The following is a 19,686-nucleotide window of genomic DNA, read 5'->3' as shown; positions in this document are numbered from 1 at the left end:
CCCCCCTGGATTCACCTGTATGATAGACGACTTACCTTTCGTTATCGGTTCAAAAATATACCATCTTTAGCAGTTTACGACCAGAATTAATATCAAATTTTATCTAGCTAAAGATATTCAACACAAAAAAGAACCGCAGGAAGTTCGGGGGTTCCTGGGGTTCTTGAGTTGATATTTCGTTTTCAAGTACTGACATTCTTTCAACCAAATGATCAGCTCTTCAAAGAACGAATGATACAATTTTGAATAGCTCTTTTATTTTCGCACAAGCATATTCTTCTTCACATACGCCCAGTTCTGCGGAAACGAAAAGCGAAGCCTCCAGTAAGTCGTACCCAGCAAACCATAAACTTGCATTTGTTTGTATTTGGCTGTGACGCTTTGGATATCTTCATACCAAACTGAGTGCGACGTATTTGCAAAGGTGTAGCGGTAGTTTGGCGCCTGTGCGGTTTGGTTGTATTGAATGGGAATCCACGCATTGACTGCTCGATTCTGGGCTATTTGCGCAGAAATCATTTGAGCTGGTTTAGACTGAATCGGCACCGTCCAATCATATCCATACAGGCTCATCGCCATCATCACTTTACGAGCATCGATCTCCCCAGTGGCGTAAGTTAATACCTGTTCGATCCACCACACAGGTGAGATCGGGTCAGCTGGACCAATCGCATATCCGTAGTCAATCGTCATAATGGAAACTATGTCCACAACCTCACCAACCGCCCTGTAGTCAAGAAAACCGACTAAACGGTTTGTAGGTATGTCGCTGCTTTTGGCATGCGCATTGAGCTGGAGTGTTAGATTGCCCAGCCCTTTCTTTAACTCCATTAAAAAGGAGGTAAAATCATTTCTTCTCTCAGGTGGAACGAATTCGAAATCAATACTAATTCCTGCATAGCCTTTTTCTTTTACTTTCGCAACGAGATTTCGAACGAGTGTTGCTCTTCTTTCTTTATTTTGAAGAACCGTAGCGGCTAACTCCGCACTAAACATTTGCACGTCATAATTACTGATGACAAGTAATGGCTTAATGTTCAACTGTTTCGCTTGCCGCAAGATTAGATCATCATCGATTGTAATAAGCTCGCCTTCAGCCGTGAATGAGTAAGTGAAGATAGCTAAATAGGTTATAGAATCTGCTAATTCATTCAACGTTTCTAAGTAAGGTGAGCTTTCTATTGCATCAAAGAAGACGAGGGTTTCCATAGGATATTTCTGCATAGTAGGAATCTGAATTCTTGCTCCAATTGGAATCGTTGTCGGATTAATCGTAGGATTAGCAGAAACGATCGCTTGCACGGATGTTTTATATTTTTGAGAAAGGTTCCAAAACGTATCTCCTTCTTTAATTTGATAATATCGCTCTGGTAACTCCTGATCGGGGATATACAAGTTCAAGCCAGGTACAAGCCGATCAGAAACGAGACCGTTCACTGTCTTCAAAGTGGAGATTGGGACACCATAGGTCATTGAAATACGCCATAGATTATCCCCCATTATTACTGTGTGGATCGCCATTGAATCTCCTCCCAATTATGCAGCAGACTATACTGTTAGTGTATTTTGGGAAGGAGAAGTTCATGAATCATCCTATATTTCGACATAACTTTTCATACTTCGGGCGGTGACAGGCACCATTCAACCATCAATCCAACGAAAGAATATCATCCTCTACACCAGGTCCAACAGCACTTGTTCCACCTAAAATAATATAATCAGTCGTTTGCTCTTCTTTGAAGAATTTATAAGTAGACTCTGGTAGTTGATTTTTCTTAGTTAGAATCGTAGGTGCACCAAACTTGGCTGCTAAGACAGACCCAGTCAAAGCATCAGCAAATCCTTCACCCGTCGCTACAAAGACGCCGTATGTTGGTAGTTTCAGCTTCTTCGTAACAGCTATTGATGTTTCATAACGATCATTTCCTTGTATCCTTGTTGGCGATGGAAGTTGTTTTTTCACTTTCTCACTAATCGCATTCGGGCCGCCAATCACGTACGTTTTCGTATAACTTGCCATCGCATCCTTTGTTGCTTTTGATAATTCATTTGTATCCGTTAGAAAGATTGGGTGACCGTACATAGCTGCATATGGAGCCATGGAAAGAGCATCAGGGAAGTTCCCACCATCGACTACGACTGCCGTTCGATTTGGTAGAAGCGTATCTGCGATCGCCGCTGCCGTTTCGTAACGATTCTCTCCTTGAATTCGATTAACGGTTAACTTCATATCTTTTTTTAATTCATTTTCTACTGCTGACGATATAGCATTCGGTCCACCAAGTATCGTAACCTTTTTCACGCCGAACTCTTTCATTAAATTCCTTACGCGCTTATCAAGCTTGGCTTTTGGAGTTAGAAGGATCGGTGCATCCATTTGGAATGCTAGAGGAGCCCCTGCTAGTGCATCTGGAAAAGTAGAACCGGTAGCAAGAACCACATTATCTGCTCCATTTGGCCACCCTGCTCTAGCAATCTCAATCGCCGTTTCATAGCGATCGTCACCTGAGATGCGATCAATATACTCCATATTCATGGCAGATAAAGCATACATGCTATCTGAACCACCGCCATTTAAATCAAGAGCTCCTATATAATAAGTTCCTTCTGGAATCACGTATAGTTGAACTTGAACGCCGTCGTAAATCTCATAAGCATCTGGAGTCAACCCGTCCCCATTTCCATCGACAAGAAGAAAGCCGAGGTCAATCCCACGCTGTGAAGCGCCTGAAACAACCAATTCTATCGGATTTTTCACTTCAAGTTGATAGATGTCAACATCATCCCATTCAAACGTGCCATACACCGTATCATCGAGATTTAATAGATTCGCTCGATCGAAAGTATCATTCGGTTCATTCTCCCAATAATCCGTTAGTGTTTTCACCTTGTTAGGATCACTCGTTAGCTTGTCTTTTACCTGTGATTCAATTTTCTTTAAATCTTCTTTCGAAAAAGCAGTTCCTTTGTCCTGTTCCAGCTTCTTAATTTCATTCTTCCACTCATTATGACTATAACTAGCTGCATAACCTTTTCCCGGCAACGTTAATCCGCTTAATACTAGAAGACTAGCAACTAGATAAAATACCACTTTCCTCATTCAACCATCCCCCGCTTTTCCCAAATAGTGTCATAAATACCACTTAATTATATAGGCACTAGGAACCAGAAACCATGAGAGGTTCTGTCGAAGCTTAGGAAATATTAAGGATAAATATAAGTAATTTATGTCTACCTTTGTCAGTAAGATGAGCTACTAAAATATGAAAAAAAGAGCCCGAATCATCAATAACAATGATTCGAACTCTCTTATCATTCATTCCTTACGTTTTTCATTCCATCAATTATTCTGCGCCGCAAACATCTTCGTTAACTTTGAAAGAAGCTCAGGCGTATCGTCACGATGCATGACAACTTCGATAAAGCAAAGCTTCTCATCTTCTGCATTAGCACTAGCGAGCACCTGATCAAGCTCTTCCTCCGTCTCTGCTTTAAACGTCGTGAAGTGCTCCTCCGATCCAAACGCATGCGGAAGTTTTTGATAATCCCAAGTCGCAATATCGTTATAAACTTGCTCAGGTCCATGAATCGCGCGTTCAACCGTATAACCATCATTATTAATAAGGAAAATGATTGGCTTTAAACGATGACGCATGATCGTCGATAGTTCCTGTGCCGTTAGCTGGAATGAGCCATCGCCGACAAACAAAAGATTTCGTCGCTCAGTATCTGCGAGTTGAGAGCCAAGTAAAGCCGGCAATGTGTAACCAATTGAACCCCAGAGCGGTTGACCGATAAAACGCGCTCCCTCAGGTAGAGACATCGTCGCTGCACCGAAGAAAGACGTTCCTTGCTCAGCTAAAAGGACATCGTTTTTCTTCAAGAATTTACTCATTCGCTCATAAAACCACTTCTGCGTGATTTCATTTGAACTTGAAGAAACCTCATCCTCTGCAAATCGCGTTGGCTCCGCTTCTCCCTCATATCGATCCAGACGAGCAGCTAGTTCATCCATCGCCTGAATCATTGAAATAGGAGCGTATTTTGCTTCCTTCCGCTTCACGCCATACGGGTTAACCTCGACAACCTGTTCTTCCGTAAATTGATGAGAGAAACCACCCGTAATCGAGTCACTAAGCTTTACACCAATCTGGAAAATAACATCGGCTTCGTCTACTCGTTTTTGTACCTCCGGAGAGCTCAGTTCACCATTATAAACACCGATGAATTGAGGATGAGATTCTGGGAAGACTCCTTTTCCCATGCTTAACGTCGCAACAGGGTAACCTGTTTTTTCTGCAAAACGAAGCAATGCTTCACGTGCTCCGAAACGGTCCACTTCATAATCAGCTAAAATGACTGGCTGAGTCGCTTCATTTGCTTCTCTCGTAATCTCACGCACCATTTCATCCAGCACTTCCTCATTTCCTTCAAACGATAAATTTAATGGTGAAGCTGGTCTGTTAACCGGCTTATTGTACACATCAATTGGAAGATTAATATGTACCGGACGCTTTTCCATCCAGCATGTTTGCAGGACGCGGTCGATTTCCTGCGCCGCATTTTCTTCCGTTAAAGTCGTTTGCGCCACCGTTACTTCTTCATACATTCTCGCAAAGCGATCGAACTTCCCATCACCAAGCGTATGGTGAACAAGCGATCCATTTTTCATCACAGCCGTTGTTGGTGTGCCTGTTATTTTTACCACCGGCACGCGTTCAGCATATGCGCCAGCAATTCCGTTCACTGCACTGAGTTCTCCAACGCCAAACGTTGTAACAAGTGCACCCGCACCATTCATTCTTGCATATCCATCCGCAGCATAAGCTGCATTCAGTTCATTAGCATTTCCGACCCACTCCATTTTTCCATCCTCAAGAATCGTATCAAGAAACGCAAGATTATAATCTCCGGGTACGCCAAACATATGGCGAATCCCTAATTCAGATAAACGATCTAATAAATAATTTCCTACTGTATATGTTTGTTGCATCATTGAACACTCCTTAAATAACGTCAACTATGTTGACTTAATAAAAGGATATCAAACAGAATGATATAGGTCAAACTTGTTGACTCTTTATTGGTGGCAAAAAGGACGCAGTGGTATACTAGGAAATACAATCAATGCGATATGTTCAAAGCTTCAGGGGGTAGTGATGAAGGAAAAAACGAACGAACAAATGAATGAAGTGTTAGCCATGTTTTACTTCGCCTACAAAACGTTTACAGAAGAACCGGATATTATGATTGAAGAGTACGGCATCCAACGCGTTCACCACCGCATTCTTTTTTTCATCGCACGTTTTCCTGGACTTAGTGTGAATGAATTATTATCACTGTTAGAAGTAAGCAAACAGGCGCTTCATCGACCAATGAAAACTTTAATCGAAAAAGAACTTGTCACAACATCAGAAGCGGAACACGACCGTCGTGTTAAACAGCTGTTTCTAACGGATAAAGGCAAACATTTAGAGGAAAAGCTGAGCAACACACAAAAACAGCACCTCACTTCCATTTTTCAAGAACTAAAGCCCGAACAGGTCGATGCCTGGCAAACGATTATGGAGAAATTATCGGTCGAGCGGGATGGGTTTGAAGCGTGGAAAGATAAATTAAGAAATCATTCAGAGGAGTCTAAATGATTTCGTTTTGAGTAAATGGCTTCATAGATAACGGAAAACGAGGAGGTTTATAATGTTGTTATAAACCTCCTCGTTTTTATTAATGAGACATCTATTACATACCATATGATCCAAAAAATGACGCAGTTCACTTAATCAAACGTTTGTTTAAGTGAACCGCGTCATTTCATATGTTATAAAGCGCCGCTTATACAGCTTATCTTTTACAGGTAGATTACTCAGACTCTCCCCCACTAATCCTCGCAATCACTTCTTCAATAAAAAACACCGTTCTCGTTTTTTCAAAAGGAAGCAGGCTGTTATCCTGATTAAATTTCGATAAATAGAAAATATAGACCGCCATCGATTTTAACGTATTCACGCACTCTTCTAGAATCAGCATGATATCTGTACCGTGTTGCTTTGTTTCTGTAAATAAAATTTCAAACGATGAAAATTTTCCTGTAACGGAAAGAACGATCAGTAACGTGTCTTCATCTGCCAGTCGGCTCGCAAAGTCTTCACTTTGGGCTAAGGTGATATTCTTATCAGACACTATAGTTAACTTATGCCCAAAATACTCCGGATCGTATAGAAAGCAATAGGAGAAAAAACACTCAACAGAAAAAATCCATTCCTCAAAACGACAATAAATCAGATATAGCACAACCAGTACTAATGTCCCTACTTCGCTAACCAAACAAAAAATCTCTCAGTTACATTCCAAGAAAAGGATATCTATTGTATCTTTTAATAAGAGCCCTATAACAACCATATGAAGCTGGAGGATCACAATGAGATTAATTATTAGTCTACTCATGGTTTTATCTATATTTTTAGGAGGCTGTCAAATGAGTGAAGAAAATCAAACAACGGATCCAGAGAAAGTAGATACAGAGAAACTGCCGAATGTAAAAGCATTTGAAGATGAATTTACTAAGGGGTTCATTCAATCAATTAACGAAACAGAAGAAGGATTTTATCCTTTTCTTTCTGAAACTGGTGCTTATAGTATGAAATTTCCTCAAGAGGGCGTTATAGATGAAAGAGGATATTATGTACAAGACGGTACTGAAAAATATAGTATTGGTCTAAAAGATAATAATGTCAGTACCAGAATCAATATTAAATACTATCAATTTATGAAAGATGAATTTATGGAGTCTAGCTTGCAAACGCTTGAAGAAAATTTTGACCTCCCTCTTCAATTTCAAGAAAAAAAACTTGATGGACGCACTATACAAAGAGCTTTTTATGAAGATGAAGATGGTTACTTTGGAGTAGTCGCCATGGTTCAGAACACAGAAAATAATGGAGCTATTGAAGTGACAACACTTTCAGAGTGTAGTAAGGGTAATGCCGACAGTGACTGTAATCAAGTTAAGAAAGATTACAAAACCACTATCTATCATTGGCTAGAATCCATTAAATTTATTACGGAAAGTGAGTAAACTTATGACGATTCAACTATCAAATTCTCGCGAGTTTCGTCTAAGAATAACAGAATTGGAGTATAGCAATCTCTCCGATAAAGAGTTCACTCAAGAAGTACAACAAATTTATAAGGTGGATTTTTTTGAAAGAACTACATTCATTAACAGTAAGAGAACGAATTCTTGAATCCACAAGTCTATTACATAAGCAAAAGCGGCTTCAGTATGCCATTGACGACATTCACCATATCGACGAACAGTTTCTAAATTTGGTACGGACTATTATCATTAGCGAAGATCAGCAAGGCGAAATCGTTAAAGCAATGGTAGAGGAAACCGAGCGTTATACAATGACAAACCGCACTCTGCTAACAGCTTTAGAAAATCAGTCTGAACAGGCTGTCAAATCTTTAGACAGGCAAGCAGATGATCTAAAGGTTCAGAGTCTAACGATTACTTATGAAGATACTCCTTCTGCTTAACTTGTACACAAAAAGCGTCTCACCTCATTCCCCTATGAAGTAAGACGCTTTTCTAATACCGTATTCACCGTGCCCCTCCCCCACTAATCCTCGCAATGACTTCTTCAATAAAAATAAAAAACACCGTTCTCGTTTTTTCAAAAGGAAGCAGGCTGTTATCCTGATTAAACTTCGATAAATAGAAAATATAGTCCGCCATCGAATTTAACGTGTTCACATACTCTTCTAGAATCAGCATGATATCTGCACCGTTTTGCTTTGTTTCTGTAAATAAATTTTCAAACGATGAGAATTTCCCTGTAACGGAAAGCACGATCAGAAGCGTATCTTCATCTGCCAGTCGGCTCGCAAAGTCTTCACTTTGCGCTACGGTAATATTTTTATTTGTGACAACTGTCAGCTTGTACGCAAAGTACTCTGCACTAATAAAAGATGGGCCAAGACCGTAGATGATCACCCTCTTATACTTTTGAAAAACAGAAACAAAATCATCAATAAGGGCAGGATCGAAGTTTTCTAGGAACTGCATTAAGCGCTCAATTTCGTTTGATTTTTTTTGTTTTTCAAGGTTGATTTGCTGCCCGCTAAAGTAAAGCTTATATTGCTTAAAGTTATCGAAGCCTAATTTTCGTACGAGCTTCGACACTTTTGAGGGAGAGACTTCACATAGCTCTGCGGCATCGATGATTTTCAATTTATCGTTTGTAGCAACGACATCCGATAATTTGCCGTGAACTACTTCTTCTAATTTAGTTAAATTAGCCGTATCTAATTTGATCATTTATTTGCCATCCCCTTCCTTTCTTGCTCCAGTCCCTAGGCCCTACCGATAAGACTGGTGGCTAACTACAAATGTTCGTTATATCCTATTAACATTGATGACATAAGTCAGCTAATACGCTTTTCAATCTCTTTCAACTGATAGTTGGAACCTAATTTCATTCCAACTCGTTTTTCTTTTCCCTATAAGTCTATCCCCTTAAGCTTTTAATTTCTACTATCACTAAGCAAACTATATGAATAAAATTACTATAAAATAAACAATCGTAATTTCCTCATCGAAAATTACGATTGCCTGTCTATTATTGGAATAGATTCCGCTTCTTATACTGCGCTTTGGTGTGACTCTTGCTCAGTATATTTCACGTTTCGATTAACTGTCGTTTTAAAGATTAGCGTAATGATGATACCTAATACACCAGCTACTGCACTAAAGATGAAGTATGCATTGTAACCCCCTGCATCTCCAAAGGATGAAAGCATCAAGCTCATAACGAGCGGTAATAGAATATCTGGTAAGTAACCAATAAATGAAACTAAACCAATTGATAGACCAAGTACTTCGTCATCAATGTCACAATCGCCTAGTAGCGCCCAATAAAGACCTCGGATCGTATAGACAGATAAACCACTTAAGATAATCAATGCACTAAAGTAAAAATTCGGCAAAGTTGTTGGTAATATTGCAACCGCTGTCAAAAAGAGTGTCGCTAATCCCAAGGCTATTATAAGGATACTGCTTTTCCCAAATTTATCTCCTAAAAACCCTCCGACAACACCACCAATTGGCCGCATCCAAAGCATTGTCACTGTGATGGTCCCTACAATTGATGCATTCATTCCAACATTCGTTTCTAAAAACCCTCCAAAATAATACACGGTCCACGTCACAATGTAACTCATAAAAATGATGCCACCAAGTAACCAGACAAATTTGTTAGCAAAAACTTTTTTCAAAGTCGCTAAATTTAGGGATGGTCCTTTTTTCACATCTTTTTCTGTTTTCTTAGTAGAGTTATCTTCAACATCCACAAAAATCATAATCAGAACAGAAACTGCAATCAGTACGCCTGAATACAGATAGATAACATTCACCAACGCGTCTTGTTTATCCGCTACAGCTGTACTTGTTCCAAGTACTCTTGAAAAGATAAACACTGCGATACTCGCTAGTGTTGCTTCAACAACACCTCGACCGCCATCCAAAATCCCAAAAAAGCGTCCTTCTTCTTCTTTTTTTGAAATGAGCTTCACAAGTTTTAAATGGGCTGCCCAGAAGGTTAAAACAGAGAAGATCCCCCAAATTGCAAAGATGAGAATGACAACTGGATAGCTTGGCACTTGAGCAAACCAAATGCCAGCTAATCCTACAAAAAATAAAGAAACAGAAATGAGTTTCTTAGCGGAAAACCGATCCGAAATCCACCCACTTGGAAAGTAACCGATTATAAACGCGACACCTAAAACGGAAAAAATGCTATTTAATTGCGATAAACTCATCCCATACACTTCTAATATCGTCCCTTGATAATTTGTTCGAAGGTAAATGAGTGGAAAAATAGCACCTGCCGCTAACACTATAAGCATAAATTGAAAATATCGTTTCAGATTATTGGATTTCATAAGGATCATCCATTTCTTATTTAAAAATCGGATAAGAAAGTTTGAAAATTTCATCCGTATGCTTTCTCACATGCTGTACAACCGTTTCGTTTAAGGTCTTATAAAAATTGTGATTCTCCGCATTCGGCTCAAACGTTTTTTCCGTTTTCACCATTTGCTCAATCGCTTCAGAAAAATCATCATAAACACCTAAGTACTTCGAAGCGCTAATGGCTGCCCCTAAACAGGCACTACTGCTTCCCTTCCGCCGATGCACGGATAACCCAAATAAATCGGACAGGATTTGCATGATGACATCACTCTTGGAACCCCCACCGATCACGACTAATTCATTCAGCTCCACATCAATTTCATCTAACATCTCATCAATATTGTTTTTAATATTAAATGCAATCGCTTCCAGGATTGAACGATAAATATGGTACCTGGAATGTCTTTGATCGAAGCCTAGCATTAATCCTTTTCGATACGGCTTATCAGGTGAAGCTAACCAATCTAGGATCGTAATCAACCCATCACTACCAACAGGAACTTCTTCCGCCTTACGATTCAAGAACTCTTCTTCCGAGATCCCTAACTTTTCTGCTTCCGTTACAAGCTCTTCACCGATTAACTTCTTAAACCAGCTAACCGTCCATAATCCACGTCGAATACCGTTAGATTCATAGACGTATTTAAAAGGAATGGATGCAAAGGTTGGAAAAAAGTTTTTCGCGTCCTCATAATAGTTGTCTCTTAATAACATGGAAGAAATAAAGGTACCCAATGAAATCATGATTGAACTGTCGTTCTGAATACCTGATCCAAGCACTTCCACCGCTTTATCGTTCGAAGTAGCAACGACTGGAATGCCTTCGCTTAAACCAAATTCCTTTGCAAGCTCATTACGAATGGAACCGAGCTTTTCACCTGGTTTCACAAGGTTAAACAGCATATCTCTTCGTAAGCCATTCGCTTCAATTACGGCGTCATCCGTCGACCAATCTAACGTTTCACGGTCAATCGGCCAAAATACTTCCTGATTACCAGCCGTATCGTTGTATTCTCCCGTCAGCTGTAATCCTAAATAGCCAGAAGTTGTTGTCACATACTGTACGCGATCGTCTTTGTGCTCATACGGTTTTGATAATCTAGCATCCATCCAGCTAATCGCTGGATGGGCTAAATCACCGTCTTTATTAAGTAAAACGCGACAGCATCGGATTGTACATAACCCGATTGCTTCGATTTCTTTCGGATTACCGTCAAAATTCGCTAAACAGTTTTTCACACCGTAATAAACACTACCCCATAAGTCATCGTCTGGGTGAATGACGACGCCTGGTTCAGGTGTTAAGGTTTCCCTTAACGCCTGTGAACCATAAGCGACTTCATTCCCTTCTAAATCAAAGATCACTACTTTTGTACTTTGTGATCCATTATCAATCCCCATGATGTATCGATTCGCCATGATTTGCCTCCTAGCCTCTAATATACTTTTTCACTTCGCTAGGTTGAGGGAAAATCGTTCCGTGATTCATGATGCCTTTTGGATCAAACGCTTCTTTCAACTTCTCAAGCATATAGTATGCAGAACCGTGCTCTTCTTTTGTCCATTCAGAACGATACTTCCCAATACCATGGTGGTGACACATAGATCCGCCAAGCTTCAACGTTTCTTCAATAATGATTTGATGAATCGGGTGGTGATAAATGCGCATTTCATCTTCTGGTGCACAGTTAATTGTGTAGTTGTAAACAAAATACATATTTGTTCCGTTCAGATAGCTATGAGAAGAGTGACCGCCAAGCATCGTTAGCTCATCTGCACGATCAAACTCATTTTTAATCCGTTCGATAACATTGTTATAAAGTTTCGGAATACTTTCCCAGTCAGCCGACACTTCTGTTGTAAACCCATCATGAGTATTGTGATCAATCATATCTTGAATTTCGCGCTCAATACGGCTTTCATCCCAGTTCAAGTTATTGAACCAGTTTTCAATTAGCGACGAATCTACTTTTTCAACAATTCCTGACTGGAACTTTTCAACTGCTTCTTCAATACCTGCGTTAGTCGCTTCCACGATTCCTTTTGGACCTTCCGCCATGAAAATCAAAACGCACTTATCATTATAAAAATGTTTAAAATGCTGTCTTGCATCTTCTTCAGAATAAACGCGCGCCACAGATGGACGGTAACCATTCACCATGACTTCACGTAGCACTTTGATCCCAGTTTCAACATCTTTAATCAAGTAGCCGTGGAACGCATTATTCTCTGGATTGTGCTTAAAGATTTTCACTGTTACTTCTGTGATATAACAAAGTGCACCTTCGTTCCCAATTGCGATGTGGCGAATATCCGGGCCACCAGAACGTCTAGGAACATTCTTAATCCTTGAAACTTGTCCTTCTGGGAATACACACTCAAGACCAACAACCATATCTTCAATCGCACCATACAAAGTGGAAAGCTGACCAATACTTCTTGTGGAAACAAGGCCACCATATTGAGCAACTGGCTTGGACTGCGGTGAGTGACCAGTCGTATAGCCCAATTTACGTAGCTCATCTTCAAGCGTTTGAAGCTTCACCCCAGACTGAACCGTAGCCTGCATGTTGTACGTATCCATTTTAATAATTTCATTCATCTTAGAACCGTCAATAACGAGCGTCGTTTCTTTCCAGTTCTCAAGTCCACCCTCAGTGCCTGTTTTCCCACTTCTAGGGATCACGTTAATATTATTTTCATTACAGAACATGAGAAGCGTTTTAACTTCTTCCGTTGAATGAGGAAACACGATCGCAAGTGGTGCTGGAACATCAAGTACATTTTTCGTTTTTGCGTATTTCTTATAGCGATCAGCTGATGCATCGTAGAGCGCCTCTTCATTTGTTACGATTTGATCCTCAGAAAGTAGAGATTTTAATTCTTCTAATAGGTTTTTCATAATTGATTCTCCTTTTTTATTATGATGTTTTAATAGAATTTATCGTACGAGGTAACCACCATCGACATTAAGTAAAGTTCCATTTACATAGTTAGAAGCGTCAGATGCCAAGAAAACAACCGCTCCCATAAGATCCTGAATGTTCCCCCAGCGATTTGCCGGAATGTGATCCAATACGCGTTGATTGCTTTCAGGATTTTCTCGCGTGTTCTTTGTCACGTCCGTTGCAAAGTACCCAGGCGCAATGCCATTCACTTGAATGTTATATTGAGCGAGTTCATCGCAATACGCTTTTGTAAATCCAGCCAAACCATGCTTTGTGGCTGCATAAGCTGGCGACCATTGTCCACCAAGATAAGAGAACAGTGAGCACGTATTAATGATTTTTCCGCTTTGTTGTGGAATCATATGTTTTGCTGCTTCGTGAGACAGTTCAAATGGAGCATTTAAGTTTACCGACACCATTTTATCCCACTGTAGTCTAGAGAACTTCGTAACGTCAGGTTCATTGATGTTAATGCCCGCATTATTGACGAGAATATCAATCTTTCCAAAAACACTTAAACATTTATCAATAATCTGCTTACAGACGCCTTCTTCAGTTAAGTTTCCAAGCATTAAATGATATTGAACGCCCTCTGCTTCAATTAATTTCTTCGTTCTATCGTCATCTTCTTCCATACTAACCGCAAAAATATTAGCTCCTGCCTTCGCTAAGGCAAGCGCAAATCCTTGTCCTAGCCCTGAATTGCCCCCAGTAATAATGGCAACTTTTCCTTTAAGATTAAAAAAATCCATATTAAAATCAGTGATCTTATTTTGTTCCGGGTTCATACTAAGTTGTGCCACCCTTCAGATAATTTTATCTTTTCTTTAACTAGGTTCATTCTAATCCTCCACAAAATTAAAATCAAGCGTTTTCAGAAAAATTTCTCTTTTTATTCTTTTTTACTTATAAATCAAGGAAAATTTTCTTGATTTATAAGTGAAATTCATTACCCTCTCACCTCTTTTTTCATTTAAACAAGAAAAAAGAGACAAACCTATTAAATCCCTAATAGGTTTGTCTCTTTCATTTAAACTGCCTTTTTTTTATAGCGTAATTTTTTCTTACTCCCCATCATAATTACTTTCGGGAAGAGTATCCCAGAATGTAGTATCTGCTGAATCAATCGAATCATCTGCCAGTGCATTTAGACTCGCTTTCATTGCCGTAACCGCTTGCTGAATTAAATAACCATTGCTCTTCTGCCCGAGAACATAGTCATCGCGATAATGATCGGCCATGCCTCGCATTTCAAAGAGAAGCGTGGCAATGCCATATTCCATCGCAAGTCCGTTTCGGCTAATTGTTGGCGCACTTCCTCCTGGATACTTCGAAAGTAGGCCATATCCTTTGGCTTCAACCGCGTTATAAACAACGGATCCAAGTTCTTTAGACTGCTCAACTACTTCTGGATCAACATCTTCGTTTGTAGGATAAAGAATAGAACCAGACACAAGTTCGCCCGTGTCGCCTAACGTTGTTTGTGTCCCCTGATGATGAAGGTCAATCATATAATCCGGCGAATATTTTTGTAGCACATTCTCGTGTAGCGCCTGTGTTTCAGGCTGCTCGCGATCCACATGATCACGGTTAAGATCAACCTCGTTGGCGTTATAGCGTGTATGCGTACCAGAAACATAGTCTTCTAAGGAAAAATTCACATCACCTTCTGCCCCATCGACATTAAGTCGCGGTGCAATCAGCACATTCACGTTCTCAAGGATATTCTGCACGTTGTTTCCATTCGACGATAAATACTTAATCATCTCAAGAGCGCCTTCCGTCGTTAACGTTTCATTTCCGTGCTGCTGTGTTAAGAATAGAATTGTTGGATTATCTGGGTTCATGGTACCAAACTTAGCAAGGTAAAGATCTCTCCCTTTAACCGACTGACCGTACACTTCAAGCTCCAACGCTACAGAGCGCTTATCGACTTTTTCTAAAAAGCTCACCATTTCTTCATAAGAATGCAGTCGCTCATTTTTTATCGTTTCATTGCCACCATAGTTCGGTCCATTCGGTCCGTTATCTCCTGCTAAAGCCGTATTCCCTGTTAAAAAGGAACCAGACACAAGCATCGTTCCAGCTACTGTTAATGTAAGAATTTGTTTCTTCATATTTATCCTCCTATAATTCATCAATGATTAATTGTGTTTCCGCTTACAAACCTCTGTATCTAAATGGACTATCGTTTTGTTAGTGGGATGCTATCATAATCTTCAGGGTCAATTTCATAAACATCTTTGCTCACTACGCTGTCAATAATGCCATTAAGTCCAATTTCAACGGCCTTAATCAGCCTTCCTTTTTCCTTCTGACCATAGCTTTGCGTTTGACCAGTTACTTCAAACAGCACTGCGCCGCTTCCATTAAGTGCAAAGGAACCAAGTGCAGTACCAGGCAAATCAAGATTCTGCGGATACAGGCTGATATGATCAAATGGGGAATTCCCTCGTTCTTGCAGCGCGTTATAAGCAGCAACATTTAACCGCTTTGAAAAATCGCCATCATATGTATCAGCATACTCGCTGTATTTCGAGCCTTCTTCACTTTCAGGATCAGGAACAAAATCCCCTGAAATCGATAGCGTCACTTTATCATCAGTACCTTCAACAAAATATTCGCCTTGATGATGCAAATCAACGAACACATCGACTACTCCATACTCACTCAACAACCCTTTGTAAACATCACGAACCGTTTGGGATTCAGGAGTAATGTACCAGCCTGGATTTGAAGAGTTATTTGGAAAATCTTCAGGTTGTGGCTCATAGTTAAGATTTGGATTAAAATCTCGGTTCACATCAAATCCGGGATTCGAAGCATAATCCCAATATTGGTTCGTATACGTGTAGTAATTCCAGGATGGCGACGCACTAGCGAGCTGAGGGAAATCTTCCACAACTTCACTCCACGACATATCATTTCCCCGTCGGTTTAACTCTGTCGCATCCGGGTTCACCATCGGCATAGCGACAATCGTCACTTCATTCCTGATTTTCTTTGCTTCTGACGAATTCGAGCCAAGCTTTTGAAGTAAATTCAACAATGCTGCGGTACCCGTTTTTTCATTTCCATGGATTTCGCTTTGCACTAAAATGACTTTGTCACCCGATCCAACTGTCGCCTTATAAATTTCACGGCCTTGATTGGAGTAACCTGCAACCTCCACATTAACCTGTCCCTGACTGCTTTTATCAATTTGCTGAAGTTTTTTACTTAGCTCCGCATGACTAATAAAACCAGAGATCGAGTATTCTTGGCTTTGCGCTTGCACTGGTTTGGCGTTCGGCGCTGCCATCGTAGGGCTAGCAAATACTGATGTCAATATCAGCGTGCTACACAACATCGTTACCTTTTTCTTTCGATTCATCTCATTCCTCCTCCGTTTTTAAAGACTCTACCACTCCGTCATTCTCGATTTCCATCTCCTTCCCTTTTAAATCTGGCGAAAACGAAACGTTTGGACTAAGGGTTATGGGGAAAATAGGTCGATTTACATGGGGGATTTTAACATCGTTATAAAAAAGAAAAGGACATTTGACGGTGATTGTGATTTCTTCAACACCAAGCAAATTTCAATGCTTTCATCACCGTGTTCTTCTTCGTTGTCATTAGGATTTGCTATCATATTGTTAATAGAAATATTCCGATTTTACGATTTCAGGTAGCTAAAAAGTGATGCCCATCTTTCTTTTGTCTTTCATCACATAAAGCAGATAAACGAAAGTTAATAAATGAATTTCAAAAATCCACAAAAAAACCAGGTAAACTAATCAATTAACAGATTAGCCCCTGGTTTTTCTATATAATCTTGTAAGTTAATTTTAATAAACGATTTCTTTTTCAGTGGGCTTTTTCTAAAACGCCCCTGAACCTCCTCCCCCACCTCCTACGCCTGATCCACCGCCACCGCTAGAACCAGCTGCTGATACGGCAGTATGTTGATCTGCTTTCTCAAAGCCTGACTGAAACGTTTCAGCTAAAAGTAGGTAAATCATCCAATCATTATTTTGTGACGTAGAAGCAAATTGAGCGGACATCTTTCGCTTCCCTGCTCCAATTTGGTATAGAAGAGCCGGAACTTGCTCATCCTGATCCCACTCTTTCCATTGATCGCTGACCTTTAGCGGCGTCACTGTTTCCATAATTCTTCTTCCCTTTTCATTTAACGGTCGGTAGGCGATGGGAAAGATGAGAAAGAAAAGGAAAAGCAAACTAACCAGAAGCATCCAGAGAAACAGTTCATGATAAGCAAACAAGAAGATGCTTATGAAGGATCCAAGTGCGGCTAATCCTGAAATCCAACGGGTTTTCACTGCTTTTTCAGTCAGATCATACTGCTTATACTCTCTCCGTACCGCTTCTTTCCAGCCTGAAAAGCTTCTTTGATATTTCTCATGATTTTTCTTCTCTTCCACATAGCTTTCCAGATCCTTCACGTGAAAGATATGACTTGAAGCAATATCATCAAATAGCCATTCGATTAATCTAGTTTCATGCTTAAAATCAGTATCTCTATTCACTAGTTCAAACTCTTCATCTGATATCTTTTTGATATTTTCTTTTCGAACAAGTTCAAGTAACGAAGCAATAACCGCTGATGCTTTAAGATTACCTCCTGTAAACAATAGAATCGCAGGCAAGCTCATTTCTGTATCTGGAAAGCGACCATTTCCGCTAATCTGCCGTTCAATCTCAATCCCAGTCAACCTCTTTCTTCTGATTGCTTGAACGAGCAATCCAATTACAATTAGAAGCAATCCACCAACAATAACAGGAGCAACCCCACCCCAACGCTCTCTCGCCTCCCTTTCGGCAGTTACTTCCGCGTCCGTTTTCTCTTGATCAGCAAGAATGTCATCAAGCATTGGCATTTCAGCTGTCAAAGTTGCTTCTGAAAAAAGTGAGGCATCATATGCAACGCGAATATCGCCGTTTTCCTCACTCGATACTTCCCCGAGATTGAAAACGACTGTCCCCTCATCAATCGTTTCAACAGCATCATAAGCTTCATCATATCCGTACGCTGCCTTCACATCAGCAGGTATGGGAGGTACAACCGTTATCGTCATATTTTCGTATGTCGTTTCATTGCTTTCGTCAAAAAAAGGATAATAAAACTGGGCGACGTCTTCGAATCGTTCCACGCCATTAGTAATCGTATAGGTGATGTCGACAGTCACGGTTTCATCAGAGCCACCCACGGTATACTTTATAAACATCTCCATCTTTCTCTACCTTAAGTTCCTTCCCATTTTCAGTAGCTTGGAAGTTCTTAATTGTCGTCTTTTCTTTCGAGATAAGTCTCCTTGTAATGCCGTTAAAATCTCCATCAAATTCATACGTGTGACTTTCTTTTACATCTACCTGACCGTCCTCGTGTAGTTGGGCAGTGATATCGGTCGCTTCAATTGAAAATTCAACCGCCCATACATTTACAGGAATGAGTAAGATAAAAAGAAAGAAGCCTAAAAATAGCACCTTTTTCATAGACGTAACCTTCTTTCCTGTACATTTACACTTTTATATACGGATAAAATAGGTAAAAGTTACAAATTCATTACGTTCAGCTTAGAAATCGTTTTAACATTAAACCATTATTTTTCACAATAACATCAATGCAAACGGTTGCGTAAATGTAAAAGGTTAGTATATACTATTCAAAGAAAACGCTTTACCATATTAATGATGCATTCCTTTACTACTTCACGATCCTAGTGAGGTATAAAGCTTATAACTAAAGCGTTATCACGATTAATTCACTTTACAGAAGGCTGATCGGAACCATTCGTGAGTACAGCATTTATTTTTTAATTCTCATGCAAGCGATTGCATAATCTATGTTCATTTATTTATACGCCATACATATACAGGAGGAAATTATGTTACAAGAACAAGTTGCCACAACGAATGAAAAAAGATATCAAAAAGAATTACCGGCTCTCCCCCTCACTACAATCTGGTTAATTAGCTTCGGATTTTTAGGGGTCCAGATGGCCTTTTCATTACAAAGCGCGAATATGGGGCGCATTTTCCAAACCCTTGGGGCAGATCCTCATAATCTCGGTTTGTTCTTTATCCTACCTCCGCTTGCAGGATTAGTTGTCCAACCTTTAGTTGGTTATTTTTCCGATAGGACCTGGATTCCAGGGCTTGGTCGACGAATTCCTTATCTACTCGTTGGAGCTGTAGTTGCTGTCATTGTCATGTGTCTCTTGCCCAATTCGGGTAGTTTCGGATTTACTGCAGTAACAGCCATGACGTTTGGAGCCATTGCCATTCTATTTATGGATGTTTCATCAAACATGGCCATGCAGCCATTTAAGATGATGGTTGGGGACATGGTGAACAAAGAACAAAAAGGATTTGTGTATTCGATCCAAAGCTTTTTATCAAATAGTGGTGCTGTGTTAGCTAGTATTTTCCCGTTTCTATTAACGATTATCGGCGTTTCGAACAGCGCCCCAAAAGGCGTTGTACCACAATCTGTCGTCCTTTCATTTTATGTTGGTGCAGGCGTCCTCATCATCTGTAGTTTAATAACAGTATGGAAAGTAAAAGAGTATACTCCAGATGAGTTCGCAGTTTATCACGGTATTTCGAAAGAATCGACGAAAGAAAAGGTAAACATTTTTAAATTACTTGGAAGCGCTCCAAAAGTATTTTGGACCGTTACACTCGTTCAATTATTCTGCTGGATGGGTTTTCTGTTTATTGCAATATAGAAGTGCAGACCTTTGCAACAGAAAAATGCAGAGTCCT

The 19,686-nt window shown here is 40.0% G+C and carries 17 protein-coding genes; 4 read left to right on the top strand and 13 right to left on the bottom strand.

The window, feature by feature from the left end; translation table 11 throughout:
• Positions 1-255 precede the first annotated feature (255 nt).
• From ACIFPW_RS07585 to ACIFPW_RS07575, 3 genes are all read right to left on the bottom strand, one after another.
• Positions 256-1,521 carry a LysM peptidoglycan-binding domain-containing protein gene (locus tag ACIFPW_RS07585; protein ID WP_430243223.1) on the bottom strand — a complete coding sequence of 422 codons (1,266 nt, stop codon included), beginning with the start codon at positions 1,519-1,521 and terminating at the stop codon, positions 256-258.
• Between the two features lie 127 nt (positions 1,522-1,648).
• The gene (locus ACIFPW_RS07580; protein WP_430243221.1) at positions 1,649-3,100 is read right to left on the bottom strand and encodes a cell wall-binding repeat-containing protein; all 1,452 of its coding nucleotides are present in this window, start codon (positions 3,098-3,100) and stop codon (positions 1,649-1,651) included.
• A 240-nt stretch (positions 3,101-3,340) separates the two neighbouring features.
• Positions 3,341-4,993: an alpha-keto acid decarboxylase family protein gene (locus tag ACIFPW_RS07575; RefSeq protein ID WP_430243452.1), complete on the bottom strand. Its 1,653-nt coding sequence runs from the start codon at positions 4,991-4,993 to the stop codon at positions 3,341-3,343.
• A 166-nt stretch (positions 4,994-5,159) separates the two neighbouring features.
• On the opposite strand from ACIFPW_RS07575, the gene ACIFPW_RS07570 reads away from it, so the two are divergent.
• Positions 5,160-5,645 carry a MarR family winged helix-turn-helix transcriptional regulator gene (locus ACIFPW_RS07570; protein ID WP_226615566.1) on the top strand — a complete coding sequence of 162 codons (486 nt, stop codon included), beginning with the start codon at positions 5,160-5,162 and terminating at the stop codon, positions 5,643-5,645.
• Positions 5,646-5,859: 214 nt separating this feature from the next.
• Here ACIFPW_RS07570 and ACIFPW_RS07565 read toward each other — a convergent pair whose 3' ends face one another.
• Positions 5,860-6,180 carry a hypothetical protein gene (locus tag ACIFPW_RS07565; RefSeq protein ID WP_226615567.1) on the bottom strand — a complete coding sequence of 107 codons (321 nt, stop codon included), beginning with the start codon at positions 6,178-6,180 and terminating at the stop codon, positions 5,860-5,862.
• Positions 6,181-6,475: 295 nt separating this feature from the next.
• On the opposite strand from ACIFPW_RS07565, the gene ACIFPW_RS07560 reads away from it, so the two are divergent.
• Positions 6,476-7,075 carry a hypothetical protein gene (locus tag ACIFPW_RS07560; RefSeq protein WP_430243218.1) on the top strand — a complete coding sequence of 200 codons (600 nt, stop codon included), beginning with the start codon at positions 6,476-6,478 and terminating at the stop codon, positions 7,073-7,075.
• 125 nt (positions 7,076-7,200) lie between these two features.
• The gene (locus ACIFPW_RS07555; RefSeq protein ID WP_430243216.1) at positions 7,201-7,539 is read left to right on the top strand and encodes a hypothetical protein; all 339 of its coding nucleotides are present in this window, start codon (positions 7,201-7,203) and stop codon (positions 7,537-7,539) included.
• 64 nt (positions 7,540-7,603) lie between these two features.
• On the opposite strand, the gene ACIFPW_RS07550 is transcribed toward ACIFPW_RS07555, so the two are convergent.
• The 9 genes from ACIFPW_RS07550 to ACIFPW_RS07510 form a co-directional block, all read right to left on the bottom strand.
• Entirely contained in the window at positions 7,604-8,320 is a 717-nt protein-coding gene (locus ACIFPW_RS07550; protein ID WP_283153450.1) for a MurR/RpiR family transcriptional regulator, read from the bottom strand.
• A 323-nt stretch (positions 8,321-8,643) separates the two neighbouring features.
• Positions 8,644-9,942, bottom strand: coding sequence for an MFS transporter (locus ACIFPW_RS07545; protein ID WP_430243215.1), 1,299 nt, complete (start codon positions 9,940-9,942; stop codon positions 8,644-8,646).
• Between the two features lie 16 nt (positions 9,943-9,958).
• Positions 9,959-11,392 (bottom strand): FGGY-family carbohydrate kinase, encoded by a 1,434-nt coding sequence (locus ACIFPW_RS07540; protein ID WP_430243213.1) that lies wholly within the window; start codon positions 11,390-11,392, stop codon positions 9,959-9,961.
• 10 nt (positions 11,393-11,402) lie between these two features.
• Positions 11,403-12,875 carry an FAD-binding oxidoreductase gene (locus tag ACIFPW_RS07535; RefSeq protein ID WP_226615572.1) on the bottom strand — a complete coding sequence of 491 codons (1,473 nt, stop codon included), beginning with the start codon at positions 12,873-12,875 and terminating at the stop codon, positions 11,403-11,405.
• 39 nt (positions 12,876-12,914) lie between these two features.
• Positions 12,915-13,709, bottom strand: coding sequence for an SDR family oxidoreductase (locus tag ACIFPW_RS07530; protein WP_430243212.1), 795 nt, complete (start codon positions 13,707-13,709; stop codon positions 12,915-12,917).
• Between the two features lie 276 nt (positions 13,710-13,985).
• Positions 13,986-15,038 carry a M14 family metallopeptidase gene (locus tag ACIFPW_RS07525; RefSeq protein ID WP_430243210.1) on the bottom strand — a complete coding sequence of 351 codons (1,053 nt, stop codon included), beginning with the start codon at positions 15,036-15,038 and terminating at the stop codon, positions 13,986-13,988.
• A gap of 68 nt (positions 15,039-15,106) precedes the next feature.
• Positions 15,107-16,294, bottom strand: coding sequence for a M14 family zinc carboxypeptidase (locus tag ACIFPW_RS07520; RefSeq protein ID WP_430243209.1), 1,188 nt, complete (start codon positions 16,292-16,294; stop codon positions 15,107-15,109).
• Positions 16,295-16,781: 487 nt separating this feature from the next.
• The gene (locus tag ACIFPW_RS07515; protein ID WP_430243207.1) at positions 16,782-18,152 is read right to left on the bottom strand and encodes a DUF2207 family protein; all 1,371 of its coding nucleotides are present in this window, start codon (positions 18,150-18,152) and stop codon (positions 16,782-16,784) included.
• Positions 18,115-18,414 carry a DUF2207 domain-containing protein gene (locus tag ACIFPW_RS07510; protein WP_430243205.1) on the bottom strand — a complete coding sequence of 100 codons (300 nt, stop codon included), beginning with the start codon at positions 18,412-18,414 and terminating at the stop codon, positions 18,115-18,117. The genes ACIFPW_RS07515 and ACIFPW_RS07510 overlap by 38 nt, the downstream gene beginning before the upstream one ends.
• A gap of 392 nt (positions 18,415-18,806) precedes the next feature.
• On the opposite strand from ACIFPW_RS07510, the gene ACIFPW_RS07505 reads away from it, so the two are divergent.
• A complete protein-coding gene (locus tag ACIFPW_RS07505) occupies positions 18,807-19,649 on the top strand; it encodes an MFS transporter (protein ID WP_430243203.1) in 843 nt (280 codons plus the stop codon).
• Positions 19,650-19,686 lie beyond the last annotated feature (37 nt).

Source organism: Pseudalkalibacillus sp. NRS-1564 (assembly GCF_050467905.1).
Taxonomy (GTDB): domain Bacteria; phylum Bacillota; class Bacilli; order Bacillales; family Guptibacillaceae; genus Guptibacillus; species Guptibacillus hwajinpoensis_B.
Note: the sequence above shows the minus strand (reverse complement) of the source record. Positions and strands in the feature narration are given on the sequence as shown.